20 protein-coding genes and 5 pseudogenes are annotated in these 20846 nt (G+C 34.8%); 11 read left to right on the top strand and 14 right to left on the bottom strand.

Annotated elements, in window-relative coordinates; translation table 11 throughout:
• Positions 1-24: 24 nt before the first annotated feature.
• Complete coding sequence (locus N7U66_RS13295; protein WP_267675746.1) at positions 25-765, bottom strand: lysophospholipid acyltransferase family protein; 741 nt, start codon at positions 763-765, stop codon at positions 25-27.
• Between the two features lie 178 nt (positions 766-943).
• Between N7U66_RS13295 and trpS the strand changes: the two are divergent.
• From trpS to N7U66_RS22040, 9 genes and pseudogenes are all read left to right on the top strand, one after another.
• Positions 944-1911 (top strand): annotated as a pseudogene (trpS, locus tag N7U66_RS13290) (tryptophan--tRNA ligase).
• An 861-nt stretch (positions 1912-2772) separates the two neighbouring features.
• On the top strand, positions 2773-3063 hold the full coding sequence (locus N7U66_RS13285) for a hypothetical protein (RefSeq protein WP_267675745.1): 291 nt from the start codon (positions 2773-2775) through the stop codon (positions 3061-3063).
• Positions 3060-3728, top strand: a complete 669-nt coding sequence (locus N7U66_RS13280) for a hypothetical protein (RefSeq protein ID WP_267675744.1) — start codon at positions 3060-3062, stop codon at positions 3726-3728. The genes N7U66_RS13285 and N7U66_RS13280 overlap by 4 nt, the downstream gene beginning before the upstream one ends.
• Before the next feature lie 11 nt (positions 3729-3739).
• On the top strand, positions 3740-4333 hold the full coding sequence (locus N7U66_RS13275) for a DUF6705 family protein (protein ID WP_267675743.1): 594 nt from the start codon (positions 3740-3742) through the stop codon (positions 4331-4333).
• Between the two features lie 174 nt (positions 4334-4507).
• Entirely contained in the window at positions 4508-4927 is a 420-nt protein-coding gene (locus N7U66_RS13270) for a hypothetical protein (RefSeq protein WP_267675742.1), read from the top strand.
• 11 nt (positions 4928-4938) lie between these two features.
• Positions 4939-5532, top strand: coding sequence for a hypothetical protein (locus N7U66_RS13265; RefSeq protein ID WP_267675741.1), 594 nt, complete (start codon positions 4939-4941; stop codon positions 5530-5532).
• 592 nt (positions 5533-6124) lie between these two features.
• Positions 6125-6748 (top strand): DUF6705 family protein, encoded by a 624-nt coding sequence (locus N7U66_RS13260; protein WP_267675740.1) that lies wholly within the window; start codon positions 6125-6127, stop codon positions 6746-6748.
• 527 nt (positions 6749-7275) lie between these two features.
• Positions 7276-7701 carry a transposase gene (locus tag N7U66_RS13255; RefSeq protein WP_313791231.1) on the top strand — a complete coding sequence of 142 codons (426 nt, stop codon included), beginning with the start codon at positions 7276-7278 and terminating at the stop codon, positions 7699-7701.
• Positions 7686-7877, top strand: a complete 192-nt coding sequence (locus tag N7U66_RS22040) for a hypothetical protein (protein ID WP_313791230.1) — start codon at positions 7686-7688, stop codon at positions 7875-7877. Before N7U66_RS13255 ends, N7U66_RS22040 begins: the two co-directional genes overlap by 16 nt.
• A gap of 106 nt (positions 7878-7983) precedes the next feature.
• On the opposite strand, the gene dprA is transcribed toward N7U66_RS22040, so the two are convergent.
• Positions 7984-9087: a DNA-processing protein DprA gene (gene dprA, locus N7U66_RS13250; protein ID WP_267675739.1), complete on the bottom strand. Its 1104-nt coding sequence runs from the start codon at positions 9085-9087 to the stop codon at positions 7984-7986.
• 104 nt (positions 9088-9191) lie between these two features.
• Here dprA and N7U66_RS13245 point away from each other — a divergent pair, with 104 nt between their 5' ends.
• Together N7U66_RS13245 and N7U66_RS13240 are read left to right on the top strand one after the other, a co-directional pair.
• Positions 9192-10130, top strand: coding sequence for an HU domain-containing protein (locus tag N7U66_RS13245; RefSeq protein WP_267675738.1), 939 nt, complete (start codon positions 9192-9194; stop codon positions 10128-10130).
• Positions 10131-10331: 201 nt separating this feature from the next.
• Positions 10332-10840: pseudogene (locus tag N7U66_RS13240) on the top strand (acyl-CoA thioesterase).
• Between the two features lie 41 nt (positions 10841-10881).
• On the opposite strand, the gene N7U66_RS13235 reads toward N7U66_RS13240, so the two are convergent.
• The 12 genes and pseudogenes from N7U66_RS13235 to atpA form a co-directional block, all read right to left on the bottom strand.
• Complete coding sequence (locus N7U66_RS13235) at positions 10882-12111, bottom strand: murein hydrolase activator EnvC family protein (protein ID WP_267675737.1); 1230 nt, start codon at positions 12109-12111, stop codon at positions 10882-10884.
• A complete protein-coding gene (locus N7U66_RS13230) occupies positions 12111-12893 on the bottom strand; it encodes a DUF4292 domain-containing protein (RefSeq protein WP_267675736.1) in 783 nt (260 codons plus the stop codon). Before N7U66_RS13230 ends, N7U66_RS13235 begins: the two co-directional genes overlap by 1 nt.
• On the bottom strand, positions 12894-13106 hold the full coding sequence (locus N7U66_RS13225) for a hypothetical protein (protein ID WP_267675735.1): 213 nt from the start codon (positions 13104-13106) through the stop codon (positions 12894-12896).
• A gap of 95 nt (positions 13107-13201) precedes the next feature.
• The gene (locus tag N7U66_RS13220; RefSeq protein ID WP_267675733.1) at positions 13202-13396 is read right to left on the bottom strand and encodes a hypothetical protein; all 195 of its coding nucleotides are present in this window, start codon (positions 13394-13396) and stop codon (positions 13202-13204) included.
• Between the two features lie 120 nt (positions 13397-13516).
• Positions 13517-13912: a tetratricopeptide repeat protein gene (locus N7U66_RS13215; protein ID WP_267675731.1), complete on the bottom strand. Its 396-nt coding sequence runs from the start codon at positions 13910-13912 to the stop codon at positions 13517-13519.
• 1 nt (position 13913) lies between these two features.
• Entirely contained in the window at positions 13914-14258 is a 345-nt protein-coding gene (locus N7U66_RS13210; RefSeq protein WP_267675728.1) for a tetratricopeptide repeat protein, read from the bottom strand.
• A gap of 124 nt (positions 14259-14382) precedes the next feature.
• Positions 14383-15401, bottom strand: a pseudogene (locus tag N7U66_RS13205) (sugar phosphate nucleotidyltransferase).
• Between the two features lie 105 nt (positions 15402-15506).
• Positions 15507-15941: a dUTP diphosphatase gene (dut, locus tag N7U66_RS13200; protein ID WP_267678532.1), complete on the bottom strand. Its 435-nt coding sequence runs from the start codon at positions 15939-15941 to the stop codon at positions 15507-15509.
• Between the two features lie 37 nt (positions 15942-15978).
• Positions 15979-17439, bottom strand: coding sequence for an oligosaccharide flippase family protein (locus N7U66_RS13195; protein ID WP_267675726.1), 1461 nt, complete (start codon positions 17437-17439; stop codon positions 15979-15981).
• A 69-nt stretch (positions 17440-17508) separates the two neighbouring features.
• Positions 17509-18030 carry a hypothetical protein gene (locus tag N7U66_RS13190; protein WP_267675724.1) on the bottom strand — a complete coding sequence of 174 codons (522 nt, stop codon included), beginning with the start codon at positions 18028-18030 and terminating at the stop codon, positions 17509-17511.
• 215 nt (positions 18031-18245) lie between these two features.
• A pseudogene (gene atpG / locus N7U66_RS13185) lies at positions 18246-19105 on the bottom strand (ATP synthase F1 subunit gamma).
• A gap of 141 nt (positions 19106-19246) precedes the next feature.
• Positions 19247-20826: pseudogene (gene atpA, locus N7U66_RS13180) on the bottom strand (F0F1 ATP synthase subunit alpha).
• Positions 20827-20846 lie beyond the last annotated feature (20 nt).

The following is a 20846-nucleotide window of genomic DNA, read 5'->3' as shown; positions in this document are numbered from 1 at the left end:
AAGAGCAGCTTTTTTTACGCCTCGTTATCTTGACCCAAATGCTTTTAGTTGGTTGTAAATAACACGTCCGGCCTTGGTGTTTATAGCTGCAGTATCTACAGTTTTTAAGCCTTTTGTCTCAATAAATTCATGTGTTTTAACACGCATTTTTCCAGGGCCGCCGCTAAAAAAAGTATAAGAAAAACGCGCTTTATTATCCCCAAAAGTAATAGGAACTATAGGGATTTGATGATTTATAGCTAAGCGAAATGCCCCATCCTTAAATTCAGTAAGTAAGATGTCTTCTTTGGGCACCAATCCTTCAGGAAAAATACAAATACTCAGGCCTTGTTTTAATCTACGCTGCGCTCTTAAAAATACGGCTTGCCTACTCTTCGCACTATTTCTGTCTACTAATATGCACGTGCGCTTATAGAAAAAACCAAATAAGGGGATCTTAGCGAGCTCAGCTTTCCCAACAAAGACAAACGGATTATTAACCGTTACTAACATAAGCATGATATCTGCCATAGACGTGTGATTAGCGACAAACATATAACTGGCTGTTTTACTTAGTGTTTGCTCCCGCTCGATTTTGATAATAAACCCCATCCCGAGAAGAATAAACCGTGCCCAAATTCTAGCCAATTTAAAGAAATAAGGATACCACGACTCTTTTAATATAGAAATAAGAAGCAATGGAAATAGCACAAGAATAGGCACTGCTACTAAGATGTAAAACCAAATGCGATAGAGCAACCAAAAAATGTATTTAAATACAATCATAAGCGCCAAAAATACACAAATGTTTTGAGCTATTTTAATTGAAAAAAAATACCTTTGTTTTCGGAAAAAATTTTAGTTTAATTTAGGTTTCAGTTTAATATGTATTAAGTTGAAATTCTAAAACGCAATTAATATTTGCGTTGTATAAATAAGATTTCCGCTTTCGCGGAAAGTAAACATGGCAAGAATACTCACAGGAATACAAAGCACAGGAACACCACATTTAGGTAATATATTAGGCGCGTTAATGCCCGCAATAGAAATGAGTAAAGACGAAAAGAACAATTCGTTTTTATTTATTGCAGACATGCACTCACTTACGCAAATAAAAGATGCCGAAACATTACGACATAACACCTATTCTACTGCTGCCACTTGGTTGGCCTTTGGGTTAGACATTGAAAAAACGGTATTTTACAGACAGAGTGATGTCCCTCAGGTCACTGAACTCTCTTGGTATTTAAGTTGTTTTTTTCCCTACCAACGCTTAACCTTAGCGCATAGTTTTAAGGACAAAGCAGACCGATTGGAAGATGTTAACTCCGGCCTATTTACCTATCCCATGTTAATGGCTGCAGATATTTTGTTGTATGACGCCAATATTATTCCTGTGGGGAAGGACCAGTTACAGCATATAGAAATGACCCGCGATGTCGCGTCTCGCTTTCATGCACAACTTGGTGACACTTTTGTCTTACCGAAGCTAAAATTCAGGAAAACACCATGCTAATTCCTGGAACCGATGGCGCCAAAATGAGTAAAAGCAAGGGCAATATTATCGATATCTTTTTACCGGAAAAGAAATTGCGTAAACAAATCATGAGCATTGAAACGGACAGCACGCCTCTTGAGGACCCAAAAGATTGGAGTACCTGTAATTGTTTTGCACTCTATAGTTTATTAGCTTCTGAAGACGAAAAAGCAGCTATGAAAACCAATTATGAAACCGGTAATTATGGTTATGGCCATGCGAAGCAAGCGTTATTTGAGTTGATTTTAAAAACCTTTGAAACACAACGGGAGCGTTATGATTTTTATATGAATAACCTTGACAAAATTGATGAGGCATTGGCTAAAGGTGCTGAAAAAGCGACGGTTGTAGCAGAAGCTGTTTTGACGCGTGTTCGTACAAAGCTCGGGTATTAATTTATTAATTGATCGCGTATTGCGTTAATATCAAGTCATTTACAAGCAACAAGATCTTAATATTCACTTTTACCCTGCTTTTAACGTCACGTAGTGAGCATAATTTATTATCTTTACTGTGTTATCCTGTAAACTTGCTACACGCATTGAAAAGGTAGGTTTACTCAATAGCATGTACCTCTCCCTAAAAATTAGTTTTAATATTCATTAGAACCGCTTAATTTTAACACGCAAACATTTAAATGACTAATTATTTATGACACAAAACCTAAAAAGGTTTCTTAAACCAGATCTGCGAAGTCTGTGACGTTAGTCAATATGTGTTTTAATAAATGCTTCGAGGTTGCAAACTTCGAAAAGTTGGTTAAACACTCCATAAACCATTTTAAACATGTCGTGGTTAATTTTTGGTTAACCACCTAATATTTTTTTTACTTTAAACGCTATTGGGCACTTATGAAAAAACAAGTAGAATCTAATTCACGCATTTTTGAGAAGATTCAAAAAATTAATTCAAAAAAAAAATGTAACCAACGTACTTAATAAAGACATTTATAACAGCGCTTACGGTTTTACCATTAATACCGATTTTGTAACACATATTGAGAACACAGAAACGGGTTATCATTCTTATAGCTTTAGTATTCTTAGAGATTCTACTAGCAATATAACGTAGAAAATTTATTATTAACTTTAAATGCAGACAATGACTACACTGCATATATTGTAAAATACGCCTTTACAAAACAAGAATTCCTTACTTTAGACACCAATGCTTTAAACTCTAAAACAACAACTTATACCCCCATAGATTTTGACGTTTCTGTATTTACAGAGGGTGAATTATCTAAAGATTATCAAATGCGAGAATTAGTCTGCGATTTTCATTGGGAAACTTTGCCTTGTTACGATGTGGCCTATTCAGATTGTCCTCCAGTATTAATGGCCACTAATTGCCATTGGATTGGCGGCGTTGGTATTGGTGGTGGTGGAAATGAGGATGACGATTATTCTAACACGGGCACTACAGACTCAGAAGGAACTTCGGCACGGGAGGCGGTGTTGGTGGGAATACTGATTCTACTGGCACCAACACAGACCCAGCTCTTGACGAAAACCCTTGTAAGGAAACTTCTTGCATTGAAATTGTGACTACTCCTGTTGTTGAACAACCCGATCCTTGTCAAAAAATAGCACAGTTAAAAAATGACGATGTATTTAAACAAAAAATGAATATTCTAAAAGGTGCCGCTGAACAATGGAGCTTTGAAAAAATGTTTACGGTGTACGATGACCCAACACCAAATACAGAAATTAGTCAATCTGATAATTATGACTATGATGAATTTCAAGGAACGGCAAGTAATCCATTTGTATCTTGGACTGGCAACTCAACCATTAAAGGCGTCATTCATTCTCATTATGATGGTTTATTATCTGTTCCTTCTCCAACTGATTTACAAGATATGTATAACCAGTTACTAACCCCAACTGTTACAAGTGATTTTTTCTATGGTGTGGTTACACACTCAGGAAAGGCATACATTTTGCAAGTAAACGATAGGAGCAACTTTATTAACTTTGGAAATAAAAATTTAATAAACAATAAGATTAATAAATTTATTAAAAATAAAATTATTAAAAAATATAACATTAAAGAAAACAACACAAATGCAACTAATGAATTAGGGTTTGTAAAAATGCTAGAAGAGTTAAATGTAGGCTTGAATATTTATAAAGCAACTGACTTAACTTTTTCAGATTATCAAAAATTAGAAATACAAAACAATCAAGTTACAGCAACACCATGCAACTAAACAAGCAAATTATGAAAATATTAATATTAAGTATGTTATTCTTTGTTTCCGTAAAAAGTATAGCACAGACACCAATTAACATTGTAAATATATGTAATGGACTGACCTCAGAAGATGTTTCTGACAACACCTATTTTAAAGATATTAATCAAACATTTGACAATTATATTGGTACTTGGGTATGGACTAGTGGAAATGAAATAGTAACGTTTAAATTAACCAAAGTAACACAAAAATATTTCCCAGAAGAAAGAGTGTTTGAGGATTATATGATTGGAAACTATAGCTATTCAACAGATGGAGGTACAACTTTTATAGTAAATACAATAACCACACCAACAAATGAAGAGCGAGAATTAAATCCGATGTACACGGCCTGTGTAAATGATGATGATGTTGGCATAAATATCTTTGCTTTTGATGATGTAATTATTGATAAAGGAAATAGTTATTGTACAGCAACTTTTGAATTTCTACCAAATAGCACGACACAAATGCAAGTAACTATAGAAAATCCAAAAGGTCCAGTTGGAAGATTAGATGGACAACCACCTTTTAATCCCAATTTTACAATTCCGACAAATATGATAGTTACTAAACAATAAAAACTAACCAACTCTGCGAAGTCTGTGACTTGGTAGTGGCTTCGAAGTTGCAAACTTCGAAGAGCAGGATATTGGGAATTAGATTCTAGTGGTGCAGCTATTCCAAATTCATATATAACTAGAATAAATCCAACTTTTGAAAATACAGCAACAAATAATGCTATAGCAAGAACGATGCTTCATGAAGCTATACACGCTTATTTATTGAGCCAGGTGGATTCGGCAGATGCAGGAACAATTAATCAAACTCAATTTCAAGAAAGTTTTTCACTACTTTGGGAGTATTATATGGATGGTTTAGGTTCTGCAAATCAAGCTCAACATGAAACCATTGCACAGTTATTTGTTAATACACTAGCAAATGCTTTAAAAGAATGGGACAACAATTCACAGAGTCCTCAATATTATATTGATTTAGCTTGGGGAGGCTTACACGAAACTAATATTTATTTAACGACAATTTCATTAACAGATGATGATAGAGACAGAATTAAAGACGTTAATGAATCAGAAGATTTTAATGAAACTAAACAACATATAAACAGCTTAGGAGAAACTATTATTACTTCACCAAAAGGAACACTTTGCCCATAAATACAGACATTATGAAATTTATATATTTAAGTTTATTAATACTTACTTGTAGCTGTGTCACACAAAAAACAGATAGAGATAGCAACGAAGATTATCAGGTCTTAAATGCTTATTTAGAAAAAAATAAAGATTCTATTATTTTTAATACAAATACATTAGTTCTTGATTATAGAAAACCTGAATCGTTTTTTCAAAGCTATCTATATTTTTCAAAAAAATTTAAAACAAAAAAGAAATTCTTCAGCGAAAAAGAAATTGAAGAATTAAAAACCAAATATCCAAATTGGCAAGTTGAAAAATGGAATGTCAAATTAATTACAAAAAAGAATCTAATATTAACTGATAGTATAAAAAAGGAGAAACTATATTTAAATGATATAGATTACGAAATTGTCTATTATTATCATAATAAAAAACATAATATATACATGGTATCTAAACCATTTTATGATAGAAAAAATAAAAAAGCTTTTCTTATAGTAGAAAAAGATAAAATAATGAAAGAAAATGTTAAGTTAAGACATAATGGAAAAGAACTCCTCTTAATAAAACTAAAAAAAACAAAAGGTAAGTGGAGATTCTATGGAGGTTCTCCAATTTATTAATGTGATTCTATTATAAAAAACACTCTACAACAAAGTACTGTGGTCAAAAACTAGTGAAAAATTCAATAATTTTTCACTAGCGTACTTTTATAATTTTCATCATAAGGCACTCGCATTTAGCAATAGCAAAAGCTTGTTTTTAGATGGAAGTCATTAAAGAAATAACAAAAATCAAAAAGCTTTGAAACCAATTTAGTATAAACCCTAATCTTTAACTGGTGTAAATGAGGGCAATCTCATCCCGAATGTAGGCAATATGAATCTTAAAAAGATAACCAGCTCTGCGAAGTCTGTGACTTCGTAGCTTTAAATAAATACAGAAAGAGCACACTTTAAATGGTGTGTTATTTTATGCGTAAGCTTTTTTAGTTTTTAAGTCACGTAAAGCCATATCAATCATATTAAGGATAAAAGTCTTGTTGTCTTCATTAAGTTCAGAAATACTTGCCAGCTCTGCGTGTACTGTGCGAAGTTTGTAACTTAGTCCCGTTAGTCAATATGTGTTTTAATAAATGCTTCGAAGTTGCAAACTTCGAAGAGCGAGGGAATAAAAAAAACACCTTGTAATTAGTCAACTAAAAAAATATACATTATGAAAAACACATTATATCTTCTATTATTTACGTTTATAATTTTATCATGCAAAGCCCAAAGCCCTGTCATTTCTTTATATGATGGAGATGAATATTTAAATATAGAAAACGCCTATTATAAAGACACAGATAACGATTTTGATAGATTTGTAGGGACCTGGAAATTTACTAATGGTAGCGAAGAATTTACCATTATTTTAAAAAAGAAACTGCAATATATGTTTACTTATATAAATAAAACGTATTATAAAGATATGCTATATGGTGAATACAATTATATTGATGAGAATGGTAACGAGCTCATTAATACATTAACCTATATAGATAACACATTTACTAATATATCAGAGCATAAAATATTTGGAAATAGTATAATACCTTATAAATTTTTACCAAAATGTGAAACTTGTTTGCCTGGAGAAAGAAGAATACGTTTAAGATTAATAGATGTATTAAAAGATTATTTAGGTATTAATATTGTTTTAAGAACCGTGCCCAATGAAACAAATATTACTGTAAATGATTTACAATTAGTGATAACAGGAACCTATGCCGATATTCCTGATGGAGTTTCTACAATACCAACAATACCTTATGGAGCGTATTTAATGATTAAACAATAAGCTTATATGGATCAATCCATCTATCGCTATTTTGTAACCCTATTGCAGGAAAAACGTATACTATTTAAAAGCCACAATTTGACTATTGTGGCTTTTTTAGTAATGCTCTAAGATATCTACAATTCTACAATAACTTTTTGTTTTACTATTTTATCATCGAATTCTGATTGTAAAATGTATAGCCTGCTGTGCGAAGTTTGTAACCTGCTGTGCGAAGTTTGTAACTTCGTACCGTCTACAATAAATGTTTCTTTTAATGGCTTCGAAGTTGCAAACTTCGAAGAGCAGGTGTTATATTATGCGTAAGCTTTTTTAGTTTTAAAGTCACGTAAAGCCATGTCAATCATATTAAGGATAAAAGTCTTGTTGTTTTCATTAAGTTCAAAAATCCTTACCAGCTCTGCGTGTGCTGTACGAAGTTTGTAACTTATTACCGTTAGTCAATATGTGTTTTAATAAATGTTTCGAAGTTGCAAACTTCGAAGAGCGTTAGTCATAAATGACAGATATTTTATACCTTTAAAATCATGGATTCAGACGGCTATAAAATAAGAGACCAATCGAAACCACACTTTATTACACTAACAGTAGTAGGTTGGATAGATGCTTTTACAAGAAAGCGTTATAAAGATGCACTTATAGAGAGTTTAAATTACTGTGTAGAAAATAAAGGTTTAGTTGTTTTTGGCTATGTTATTATCAGTAATCATGTGCACTTGATTGTTCAAAGTAAAGACGACGATCTATCTGGTCTCATTAGAGATTTTAAAAAATTCACGGCTAAGAATATTATACACTTAATTAAATCTGAATCAGAAAGCAGAAGAGAATGGATTTTAAAATTGTTAAAAGAAGCGATGCAAACCCATGGTCGCAACAAAGACTATCAATTCGGAAATATGGAAACCATCCTGAAGAAATCTATACAGATAAATTTATGTGGTCAAAATTAGACTATATTCATTTAAATCCTGTTCGCGCAGGTTTAGTGTCTAAAGCATCACATTATCTTTACTCGAGTGCAACAAATTATGTAAATGGAAACGGTATTCTAAACATAATTTTAGTTGATAATCCAGTTATAAATGTACATGAAGACGTTGCCTTTTGGAAAAGTAGTGTTTGGTAAACAAGTTAAATAAAATAGTTAGAATCATAATATGCTTCGAAGTTGCAAACTTCGAAGAGCAGGTTTAATACGCGAAACTCTAATAACAAGAGCGCTTCGCTGGAATCTAAATAACCTCAAACAACTTCCCTGGTAACGGCCGCACCACGCCCTTTAATTCCATGTTCAATAATAATCCTGCAAGTTTATAAGTGGGCATATCACATTGTAGCGCAATAACATCTAGGAGTTGCTTATCGTTATTTTTTAAGTAATTATAAATCACTTTTTCATTAGCATCAAGCTGTACAAATAATTGTTTTTGTACTGCGGGCTTCTGGTCTTCTTCTAACTGCCAATTGAGTAAGTAGGGCACATCTAATGGTGTTGAGAGTAGATGAGCCTTCTGCTGTTTTATTAAATTATTGCAGCCCACACTTTGAGAATCGGTGGTGCGACCCGGTACGGCAAATACGTCACGATTGTAAGAATTTGCAATATCGGCAGTGACCAAGCTGCCTCCTTTTTCGGCGCTCTCAATAACTATTGTAGCTTCACTTAGCCCTGCGATAATGCGATTCCGTTTTAAAAAGTTGTTTCTATCAAAAGCATCTGTGCTCCAAAAATCTGTAAAAAAGCCGCCATTCTCTTCTACCGCAGCCATGTATTTTTTATGGGTTTTTGGGTAAATTTGGTTTAAGCCATGCGCTAAACAAGCTATGGTTTGGAGTTTATTATCTATTGCCGCTTTATGAGCCGTGATGTCTGCTCCGTATGCAAAGCCGGAAACAATCACGGGATTGTAAATAGCCAATTCTTCTACTAATTTTTCACAAAACGCAATCCCCAAATTGGTTATTTTTCGGGCACCGACCACACTAATAATATGTTTTTTATTCAAATCAATGGTTCCCGCTTCAAAAAGTAATATGGGACTATCAATACAGTGTTTTAGTTTTTCAGGGTAACTTTCAGAAGCAAAATAGTGTGTTTTAATGCCTTCCGCTTTAATAAATGTTAGCTCAGCTTCAGCAGCTTCAAGATGATTTCTTGAAAACAAATCTGTAATCGTCAGACTTCCTATACCATCAATTTTAAGCAAATTTTGACGCTTTTCTTTAAGCACCGCTTCCGCAGAACCACAGTGCGCGATTAGTTTTTTTGCCGTAGTATCCCCAATTTTAGATACGTTTTGGAGCGCTAACGTATAAAGCAACTCATGTTCTGTCATTTTATTTTACTGATTTTAAGACTACAAGAAAAGAATTTTCGTTGTGTTAATAACTAATACGCCCCAAATTTTATTGGCATACAAAAATTTCTAACTTTGTTTCTATGCAATTAGAACACTACATAAGCGATTTATTATACCGTTACGAATGTGTGACCGTGCCTAATTTTGGTGCTTTTTTATCACAGCGCGTGAGTGCCACGGTTCACGAAACCACGAATGCCTTTTATCCGCCAAAAAAGAGTTTAGCTTTTAATGAGCAAATACAAACAAATGATGGGTTATTAGCGCGGTATATTGCAGATGTTGAAGACGTTTCTTTTGAAAGGGCTACTGAAAAAATTGCGAATCAAGTAAAATCGTTAAAGTCATACTTAATTGAAGGGGAAGTCGTGGCTTTTGAAAATATTGGTGATTTAAAGCTGAATAACGAAGGGAAAATAGTGTTTTCTCCATCGTATCATTTAAATTATTTAACAGATGCTTTTGGGTTGTCACAATTGGTTTCTCCACCTGTCACTCGTGAAGTGTACAAGGAAACGGTTGAAGCCATTGAAAAGGTAATCCCTATTACCGTCACAGCCGAAAAACGCAAAGCGATACCCTATCTTAAATATGCCGCCGCCGCTATAATTGCCTTGACTATAGGTGGGTTTGGTGTAAGCAATTACCATATAAATAACATTGCGACACAAAACGAAATGGCGCAGGAGGAAGCAAACGCGCAACTCGACACTAAAATTCAAGAAGCGACTTTTATAATTAGTAATCCCTTACCTACAGTCACTTTAAAGGTCACAAAGCAAACTGGGAACTATCATATTGTGGCTGGTGCTTTTAGGGTGGAAGCCAATTCTGATAAAAAAGTTGAACAGCTTCAAGCTCAAGGTTTTAAAGCTAGGAAAATTGGCATGAACCGCTACGGTTTACACCAAGTGGCTTATGCCACATACGAGAACCGCTTTGAAGCCCTTCGTGTACTTAACGAGATTCGCGAGTCGAGTAATGAAGATGCTTGGTTGTTAGTAAAACAACTGCCATAACGAGAACTTAACTTAGCTACTCATTTCATTAAGCGCTTATAATCTTTACCTGCTTCTACCGTTAATTATATCTAAAATTTAAGGCTGAAAATCTAAATCGTCTTACCTTTGTTTTTTAAACGATTCCTGATCTCGAAACTTCGAGACTAGGAGATTAAAAGACCTCCATTTTCGCCATCGCGAAAATGACAACATTAGTTTATGGAAGCAAAGACACCCAAAGAATCAAGAACAATCATGACCGATATGGTTTTACCTGGTGAAACCAATCCCATCAACAACCTTTTTGGTGGTGAATTACTAGCCCGAATGGACCGTGCCGCAGGTATTAGTGCCCGTCGCCATTCGAGACGTATTGTGGTGACCGCTTCTGTGAATCATGTGGCGTTTAATCGTGCTATTCCTTTAGGAAGTGTTGTCACCGTAGACGCAAAGGTTTCTAGAGCATTTAAAAGCTCTATGGAAATCTATATAGACGTTTGGATAGAGGACAGAGAGTCCGGTATTAAGGACAAGGCCAATGAGGCCATATATACTTTTGTTGCAGTAGATGAAACCGGAAGACCAGTGCGTGTTCCGAATTAAAACCAGAAACAGACTTAGAAACGGAACGTTACGAGGGGGCGTTAAGACGCAAACAACTCAGTTTAGTTTTGGCAGGTAAGATGAAACCTCATGATGCTACCGAATTGAAAGCATTGTTTGAATAACGGCATTGTATTTAGAAAGTATCAATTTACTTAGGAACACACTACATCTTATAAATCCAAGACGCTGGATTTTGAGTGTGACTGTCTTTATAAATACTAAAATTTAAGATACTCTCACCATTGGTTGGGCTTGTAAATACTTCGCCAATCTCCTGTTTCGTGGTCACTTTATCTCCTGTTTTTATATATAGTTTACCAATATTTCTATACGCTGTAATGTAATTCCCGTGCTTAATTAATACAATGGGATTACTACGTTTGGGCTGTATGATACGCCACACTTCACCATTAAAAACAGCTCTTACTTTAGCGTTTTTTTCTGTAGATATTCTAACCCCGTTACTATTAATGGTCACTGAAGGGTCTATGGGCGAGGGTTGCTTGCCATAACGTAGTTTTATGACACCTTTTTCTACTGGCCAAGGCAATTTGCCTTTATTGCCCAAAAAGTCGTTAGCGAGCGCCTTAGCCTCTGCTGTTAAAGCAAATTCCTTTGAACTTACCCGTTTGGTCTTGTCTGAGGCTTTTGCTTTATTAGATGCTGCAATAGCATCACGAATAATCTTATCTATTTCTTTATCAATACGGGTGGCCTCTCTCTCCTTTTCTTTTACTTGTGCACTGTATTTATTTAAGTTCTTTCTAATAGAACTCATGATTTGTTCGTGTTCTATACGTTCGGTTTCCAACGTTTTTTGTGCGATCTTATTTTGGGCTATAAGGGCACGTTTTTTTTCTTTTTGCGCTAATAGTTTTAGGTTGGCGTCTTGTAAGGCTTTGGTTTTTTCTTTTATCGTTTCGCCCTGCTGTTTTTGGTAGTCTGCATACTGGTTTAAATACTGAATGCGCTTATACGCTTGTTTAAAGTTAGCAGACGACAATAAAAACATGACACGGTTTTGTTTGTTTTTATTTTTATAAGACTTCTGAAGCATTTTACCATAATTGACTTTCAAAAGTTTTAACTCATTCCGATTGGCAGTAATTTCCTTCTGATTGGTATTAATTTCTCGTGTCAACAAATTGGCTTGTTGATTGGTTACTTTAATCAAATTTTCTCTTACCCTAAGCTTGTGATTGAGATCTTCAATTAAAGAGACCTCAGATTTTTGTTTCGATTTGTTCGAGGCCAATAGTGTATTGATTTTTTCAATTTCATTACGCAATTCTACACGCCTCGCTTCCAACTCTTTTTGCTTTCCGCTTTGCGAAAAACTAAAGGTTGTCGTTAGCAATAACCCAAGCAAACAATATGTAAGGTATTTATACATTAATCGCGTTTAATTTCGTCGTATCCTGAAGGAATGTTAAATGGAAAACGTAGCGGCTCATTTATTTCAACCGATTTGTATTCCAAGTTAATTCTTAATTCTTCGTTCTTTTCAACCGCTAAAATAGTCATTTCTTCAGGGAGTGTTTGTGTCTGTACTTTTTGGTATTTTAGATAGTCTACCTGTAATAAGCGCATGGCTTCCGGTTGAGCTATTTGCTGTGAATCCAGTTTAAAATGGGTTGGGTTAAAAAGAAAAAATAGTTCGTATATTGCTAATTGGTTTTTTGGCTGTAACATATAAGAGGGCTCAACCACATCACTTCTATAGTCCTTTGCATTAACATCAAGAATGGCTTCCCCTAATAACATATTTTGCACCTTATCGAAATCCAGTGCTGTACCCAAAAGGGTGCTTAAATAAGCAAAATCTCCATCAAAATAGGTTCCATCAAGTTTATTATAAAAGGCTACTCTAGTGGGCGTAATTAATGCTTTTACCACAGAAATTGGCGTTGAAGACAACAAAATTTGCTTGTCTTTTTCCAATCGTAGATTTACCGTATAACTTTTAGATTTGTTGGTCTCATGAATCTCTATTTTAACACGAGAAGCTAAGGTGTTGAATTTAGACTTCCCTTGGTTTACTTCTTTCACTAATTGCTTAGTAGAGAGGTTTTTATTTAAAGCACCCGTGTCTACGAGTGTTTTTGCAGATTTACAGCCAGTAAAACACATTGCTAAAAATAATATAAAAAATACTGAAATAGATTTCGCTCTCATTTAATTAGGAAGTTCTAGCTTTTTAGCTTTATCGCTAAAGGTCTTTGCTTTGCTCAAATTGTTTAAGCTTGTGTAGGCTTTTGCTAGCTGGTTGTAAAAATCGGCTTCCATTTTATTATCCTCAATAATATAATCTAAACCTGCGTCTAGACTTTCTATAGCCTCCTTTGGCCGGTCTAACCGATTTAATGCAACACCGTTAATAAGGTACAAAACAGGTTGTGAAGGATGCTTTTCTATGTTCTCTTTACTTTTTTGTTGCGCCTCTTGATATTGTTCTAAATCTATATGAAGTAATAAAATATTTCTTAGTAACCCGAAGTTTTCAGTTTCCGAGCTTCTGCTTTTAAATAATAATGTATCGCTTTGGCTTTATCGCCTTTCACTAGGTAGTATTGCGCGATCTCCACAAAGGTTTTTCCATTGGTTGCTTTTTCTGAAACTAAGGTGGTAATTTCTACCAAATCTGTTTCATATTGTGGATTTTTATCTACAAATTTCACAAAATCGCCCAATACTTTTACCTTAGCCTCCTGGCTTAATTAGCCTGCTATTTAGAACGACTTTCATAGATTGAATGGCGTTTTCTGAATCCCCGTCATCTAAATAAAACTTATACAATGCTAGATGTACCAACTGAGACTCGGGTTCATTTCAATAAGTTTTCTAGCCGTTTCAAAGGCCTTTTTTTTATCGCCATTCTCACTATATCTAAAGATAAGGGCTAGATAGTTCTTTTCTGCATCCGGATTTTCATCCACTCGATCTTCAAGATTTTTTATTTGTTTTTTCTTTTGTCCAGTGACATTATAAATTTGATTTCGCAAACGGTCCCGAATGTCGGACACACCCAATTCTTCATCTAAATCATCCAACACTTTTAAAGCATCTTTGTACCGTTTTGTACGCACATAAAGAGAGGCCAAATCTTCCTTGTAATCGGGGTGGTATTTTACCAACTGCTTAATGGTCTTTATTGCTTTATCAAAATCTTTTTGTTGGGAATAGGTTTCATACAACTCATCTAAATACCATTCGTTTTCTCGGATTTTTACTCACCGCTTCTTTAAGAGCATCTTCTGCTTCACCAAAATTCTTTAGTTGGTTGTAATTTTTACCAAGTTCAAAATACAAAATAGACTCCGTATCATCAATTTCAAGTGCTTTTCGAAGGGCAACAATGGCTTTGTCGTAATTCTCAATGGCCTTTTGTTTTAAAGCTTCGTAAAACAACTCTTGAAATTCATCTGAAACATTTCCTAAATCATCCTCAGGCACAGCATTAAAATCTATTTGTGCATAGTTATGCTGCGGCATGAAAAACATTCCGGAAAACAAAAGTAAGATGTATAGTTGTTTTTTCATAGATGTCTCCCTTGAAAATGGAAGTCTTTAAAATCTTGTGTGGGATAATTTAATCAAATTTTATTCCAAAAATTGTTTAAAAAACGTGAAAGATTAATAATATTCACGATTTACCGAAATCCGTTTATTCTAAAACCGAATAGTCCCCAATACTAATTTTAGAAAATTTACCATCGTATTTTACATGATTACCAATCATCGCTTCCTCTAAATTAGCGTTTTTTATCGTGGTGTTATTCTGTATTAGGCTATTTTTAACGGTGGAATTTTCAATGACACAGTTATTTCCAATAGACACATTGGGGCCAATTTTGGCATTTATTAAGCGCACATGTTCACCAATAAAGCATGGCTCTATAATTATAGAATTCTCATTTCTAACTGAAGCCGCTATTAATTGCTCCTCACCATCTGCTTTTAAGAACCCCAACATGCGTTGGTTCGTTTCTAACGTCACGGCTTTGTTTCCACAATCCATCCACTCGGCAACCTCGCCAGTTTTAAATACCTTTCCTTTCGCCATCATGCCTTTAATCCCGTCATTAATCCGGTATTCACCACCATTAATAATATTATTATCTAACACCTTTTGTAATTCTTCTTTTAACACAGAAACCTCTTTAAAGTAGTAAATCCCTATAACGGCCAAATCACTAACAAATTGCTCTGGTTTCTCTACCAATTCTACTATTTCTTGCTTGTCGTTTAGTTTTACCACACCATAAGCTTCGGCTGATCCACTTGTTTTACCCAAATGACAGCATCTGCTTCTGAATCTAGATTAAAATTAGCACGTATAAGCGTGTCGGCATAGGCAATTACTGCTGGACCGAGAAGGGATGCTTTGGCACACATAATCGCATGACCCGTTCCTAATGGTTGGTCTTGTCTATAAATTGACGCTTTGGCCCCAAGGCTTCGTGCTAACTCTTGCAAGCTAGATACCACATCATCACCAAACCATGCTGGATCTCCTAAAACAAAGGCAATTTCTTCTATTGGTTGGTTTAACACTTTTACGATATCTTTAACCAAACGATGGACAATGGGTTGACCAGCAACTGGAATTAAAGGCTTTGGTACGGTTAAACTATGTGGACGCAATCGAGATCCGCGCCCTGCCATTGGAACTATTATTTTCATTGAAAAAGTATATTTTTATTTCCGCCACAGCGGAAAACGTATTAATTTTTTTTTGAGTCCAGGCTTCAACTTTCATCCGCCTAACGCCTTTTATCTCCTGTACAATTATTTCACCCCTGTACTACCAAAACCGCCTTGTCCTCTACCGGTTTGAGAAAGCGTTTCCACTTCATACCATTCTGCACGTTCATGTTTTGCAATAACGAGTTGTGCAATGCGTTCCCCATTTTCTATAGTAAAGGGTTCTGTAGACAAGTTAATTAAAATCACCCCGACTTCGCCTCTATAATCTGCATCTACCGTTCCTGGTGCATTAAGCACTGTAATGCCTTTTTTAGCAGCCAAACCACTTCTAGGTCTAACCTGTGCTTCTACACCTATAGGAAGCTCTAAAAACAAACCCGTAGGCACAATTGTACGCTCCATGGGTTTCAGAATGATATTTTCTGTTATGTTTGCTCTTAAATCCATACCGGCAGAAGCCATGGTTTCATAATGTGGTAGTGCGTGATTGGATTTGTTGATTATTTTTATATTCATATAATCTGTCATAGGATTCTCTATTGTGTTCAGAATACTATTTCTTTTTTAATACTTGTTTTAATTCGTTTTTTTCAAGCTGAAAAACTAAGGCTAAAAATACAATTAATGCTCCAATTCCAATAACATAATTTCCTCTAAAATTATAAAAATATACCATTGAAAAGAGGGTCGACCCCCCGAAATATAAGCTTATTTTTTTTAAATTATATGGAATAGGATAATACTTTCTTCCGAAGAAAAAAGATAAAAGCATCATCATGGCATAGGCCGATAGCGTAGCTATTGCAGCCCCCTTAAAACCAATTTTGGGGATTAACATATAATTTACCGTTAGTGTAATTATGGCTCCAAAAACAGATACATAGGCGCCAAATTTTGTGCGGTCTGTAATTTTATACCAAACGGAGAGGTTGTGATATATGCCTAGACAAAAATGTGCTAAGAGAATGAAAGGCACGATCCACATCGCCTCATAATAAGCTTCACTTCTAATAATATACGGTTTAATTGCATCTGCAAATACAACCACCCCTAAAAAGATGACTGAGCCAAAAGCAACGAAAAACTCTAAAATTTTAGCATAATTCTTTTGTGGATTTTCGGTCTTAGAATGGCTGAAAAAATAGGGTTCAATACCCAAACGGAAGGCTGTAGCAAATAAGGTCATAAATAAAGCGAGCTTATAACACGCAGAATACATCCCTATTTGTTCTTCAGCAATAGTATTGGGTAATAATTTTTCTAACAGAATACGATCGAATGTTTCATTTACTGAATAGGCGATTCCGGCTATAAGTACGGGCATCGCATATCGCATCATTTTTTTCCATAAAACCGTATCAAATCTTAGCTTAATTCTAGTGTAAAAGGGCAGTAATAACAGTAATGTGATGCCACTGGCAATCACATTAGCTATAAAAATATAACTGATTTCAAAATGGTCTTTACAGATGTTTGAAAAGAATGTATTTCCATAAGACCATTCTTTTAGGTACAATAGAAAAAAAACGTTTAAGCCCGCATTTATGGCAACATTTAATATTTTAATAATCGCATATTGCATGGGTTTCGCTGTCGCACGTAACCATGCAAAAGGGATGATTACTAAAGCATCTAACAATAGAATTATAAAAACTAAATTGAGGTATTTAAGTTCTATATTAATCAGGTTTGAAATGTCATGTCTAAACAAAAATGCAATGCCTAATAACGCAACAGAACTTACAATTAAAGAAATGGCAGACGTGCTGGTTACATGTTCTTGGCCGTCTTCCTTATTAAAAAATCTAAAAAAGGCAGTTTCCATACCGTAAGCCAGCACCACATTGAACAATACAAAATAGGCAAAAATGAAAGAGACACGACCATATTCAGCAGTAGAAAGTACTGATGGGTTGGTATAAAGAGGTACTAAAATAAAACTCAACATTCTAGGCAACACAGTGGCTAAACCATAAATAAATGTTTGTTTAAAAAGAGATTTAAATCCGCTCAACGTTGGTGTATAATAATTGGTCTAAATGTATAAGTATTGCAAAACCTTTAAAAGTTGTACAGGCATTCGTTATTGCTTCGTTTGAGTTGGAGGCGCGCTTGGATAATCTACTCTAGCTTTTTCGCTTAGGTTCTCAACCTTAAAATACTTGATGTTACTGTTGTCTTGATAGCTAACAACACATTCATTATCCTTCAATTGAAATGGGAAGCCCCCTGTAATACTCGGTACTACATTACCATACTCTCCGTTTTCTTTATTTGTCATTATAAGGTCGCTTTCCTGATTAGAAGCTGTAGTAAACCTTCCTATAAATAACGTTTTGTCTGTTTTAGTTACTAATTTAGCAACTTTTCCTCTAAAGTAAACACTATCTAACACGAAGTTAGCCTGCGAACGCTCATCAATAGGGATAAATACATTAATTCCGGAACCGCCACCCTTTACACCTCCTACCCATGATTGAAAATAGACCTCACCGACTTTTACTGGCGCATTCTCTAATACTTTTTTTGAACTTGAACACTGAGAGAAACTTAATACAAAAAAGAGTAATACGCTAGAAAGGGTGATTGTTTTCAATAATTTCATTTTTAATGCATTTAAGTCTCGTAAAGATAGTAAATCTCATAGTGTTCCATAAAAAAACCCTATTCTATTTGAATAAGGTTTTTCCTTTATAGGTTGCTTTACTTAGCCAAAAGCAATACATAATCTTTTACTTTTTAACTCTTATCACTGCGGTGTGCCCATTCTCTATTATCGAAAAGGTTCAAGGCTTCCGCATTCTAACTCGCATACTAGGTTTAATTGTTCAGCGCTTCTGCACCACCTACAATTTCTAATATTTCATTAGTAATAGCCGCTTGACGTGCTTTGTTATACGTTAATTTTAATTGATCTCTTAATTCAGTAGCATTGTCTGTTGCTTTGTGCATTGCTGTCATACGTGCACCATGCTCGCTAGCAAAACTATCTCTTATACCTTTATACAATTGGGTTTTTAAAGACTTAGGGATTAACTGTTCAACAATTTCTATTTTTGAAGGCTCAAAAAGATAATCGGCATTGGTGTTTACGGCACCTTCAACAGGCACAATTGGTAAAAACTGTTCTGTCATTACGATTTGAGTGGCAGCGTTTTTGAACTTATTATAAACAATTTCAATTTTATCATACTCTCCTGCAACAAACATGTCCATGATACGTTGTGCGACATGCGCCACGTTGTCAAAGGTTAAGTCCTCATAAATTTCGCTATAATTTGCAATAACGATGCGTTGTTTTGCAAAAGCATCATTGCCCTTTTTTCCAATAGCAAGAATGGACACCTTTTTTCCAGCATACACGTTTTTAACTAAATGCTGTGTTTGCTTAATGATATTAGAATTAAACGCTCCAGCTAAACCTCTGTTTGAAGTAATGGGAACGATCAATACATTTTTTACTTCACGCTGGTCTGAAAATTTACTTCCGAATCTTCATCTAAAGTAGCGCTTAAACTTTGTAAAAGTTCAGATAATTTATCTGAATATGGTCGCATTGCGGTAATAGCATCTTGCGCTTTCTTTAACTTTGCCGCCGATACCATTTTCATGGCACTGGTTATCTGCATGGTTGAAGATACCGATGATATTCTATTACGTATTTCTTTAAGATTAGCCATTCTTTATATCTGTTCGAATGTTATACAAAGGACTCTTCGACTGTGCTCCGAGTGACCTTCCGTTTAAATCCATTTAATTTACTATATTTAAAGTTATGAGCTATAATCGTTATAACTCATAACTTTAAACTATTAACTTGTTTAAGCTCTATATTTAGCTGAAAGGTCTTTTGCTACAAGCGATAAAGTATCTGTCACCTCATCTGTTAACTTACCTGCTTTTAGAGTGTCTAAAACATCTCTATGTTTTGCATTTAAGAATTCAAGATAATCACGTTCAAATTCTTTTACTTTTTCAACAGGAACATCTCTTAATAAGTTTTTAGATCCCGCATAAATAATAGCGACTTGATCTTCCACTTTAAAAGGATCGTTTTGTGCTTGTTTTAAAATTTCAACGTTACGTTTTCCTTTTTCAATAACATTTAAAGTCACCGCATCTAAATCTGAACCAAACTTAGCAAACGCTTCTAATTCACGATACTGTGCTTGATCTAATTTTAAAGTACCAGATACTTTTTTCATTGATTTAATTTGTGCGTTACCTCCAACACGAGATACCGAAATACCCACGTTAATTGCTGGACGTACACCGAGTTAAATAAATCTCCATCTAAGAAGATTTGTCCATCTGTAATAGAAATTACGTTTGTTGGAATATATGCTGAAACGTCACCTGCTTGTGTTTCAATAATTGGTAATGCTGTTAAAGAACCCCCACCTTTTACGATAGGTTTTAACGAATCTGGTAGGTCATTCATTTCTTTAGCAATAGCATCATTATTAATGATTTTTGCAGAACGCTCTAATAATCTTGAGTGTAAGTAGAAAACGTCACCTGGATACGCTTCACGTCCTGGTGGTCTTCTTAATAATAAAGAGACTTCACGGTAAGCTACTGCTTGTTTTGATAAATCATCAAAAACAATTAAAGCAGGTCTTCCAGTATCTCTAAAATATTCTCCAATAGATGCTCCTGTAAATGGCGCATAAACTTGCATTGCAGCAGGGTCTGATGCATTTGCAGCAACTATGGTTGTATACGCTAAAGCCCCTTTTTCTTCTAAGGTTTTAGCAATTAAAGCTACAGTAGATGCTTTTTGACCTACAGCAACATATATACAGTATACAGGCTCACCTGCATCGTAAAATTCTTTTTGATTTAAAATGGCATCGATACAAACAGCTGTTTTACCAGTTTGTCTATCACCAATAACTAATTCACGTTGCCCTCTACCTACTGGAATCATCGCATCAATAGCTTTAATACCTGTTTGTAACGGCTCGGTTACTGGTTCACGATAAATAACACCAGGCGCTTTACGCTCTAAAGGCATCTCGTAAGTTTCACCAGTTATAGGTCCTTTTCCATCAATTGGATTCCCTAAAGTATCTACCACACGACCAACAATACCTTCACCTACTTTAATAGATGCGATACGCTCTGTACGTTTTACTGTAGAACCTTCTCTAACGCCTACTGAAGTTCCTAATAATACGATACCTACATTATCTTCTTCAAGGTTTAATACAATACCTTCTAAGCCGCCATCGAATTCAACTAATTCTCCATATTGAGCATTAGCTAGTCCGTAAGCACGTACGATACCATCACCTACAGTTAATACTGTTCCAACCTCATCTAATGAAGCGCTTGCTTCAACACCTGAAAGTTGTTGTTTTAAGATTGCTGATATTTCAGCTGGTTTTACTTCTGCCATTTTCTTAAGTATTTGCTTTA

It is taken from the genome of Lacinutrix neustonica, assembly GCF_026625145.1.
Taxonomy (GTDB): Bacteria; Bacteroidota; Bacteroidia; order Flavobacteriales; family Flavobacteriaceae; genus Lacinutrix; species Lacinutrix neustonica.
The sequence above is the reverse complement of the archived record's forward strand: the minus strand, read 5'-3'. Positions and strand labels throughout refer to the sequence as shown.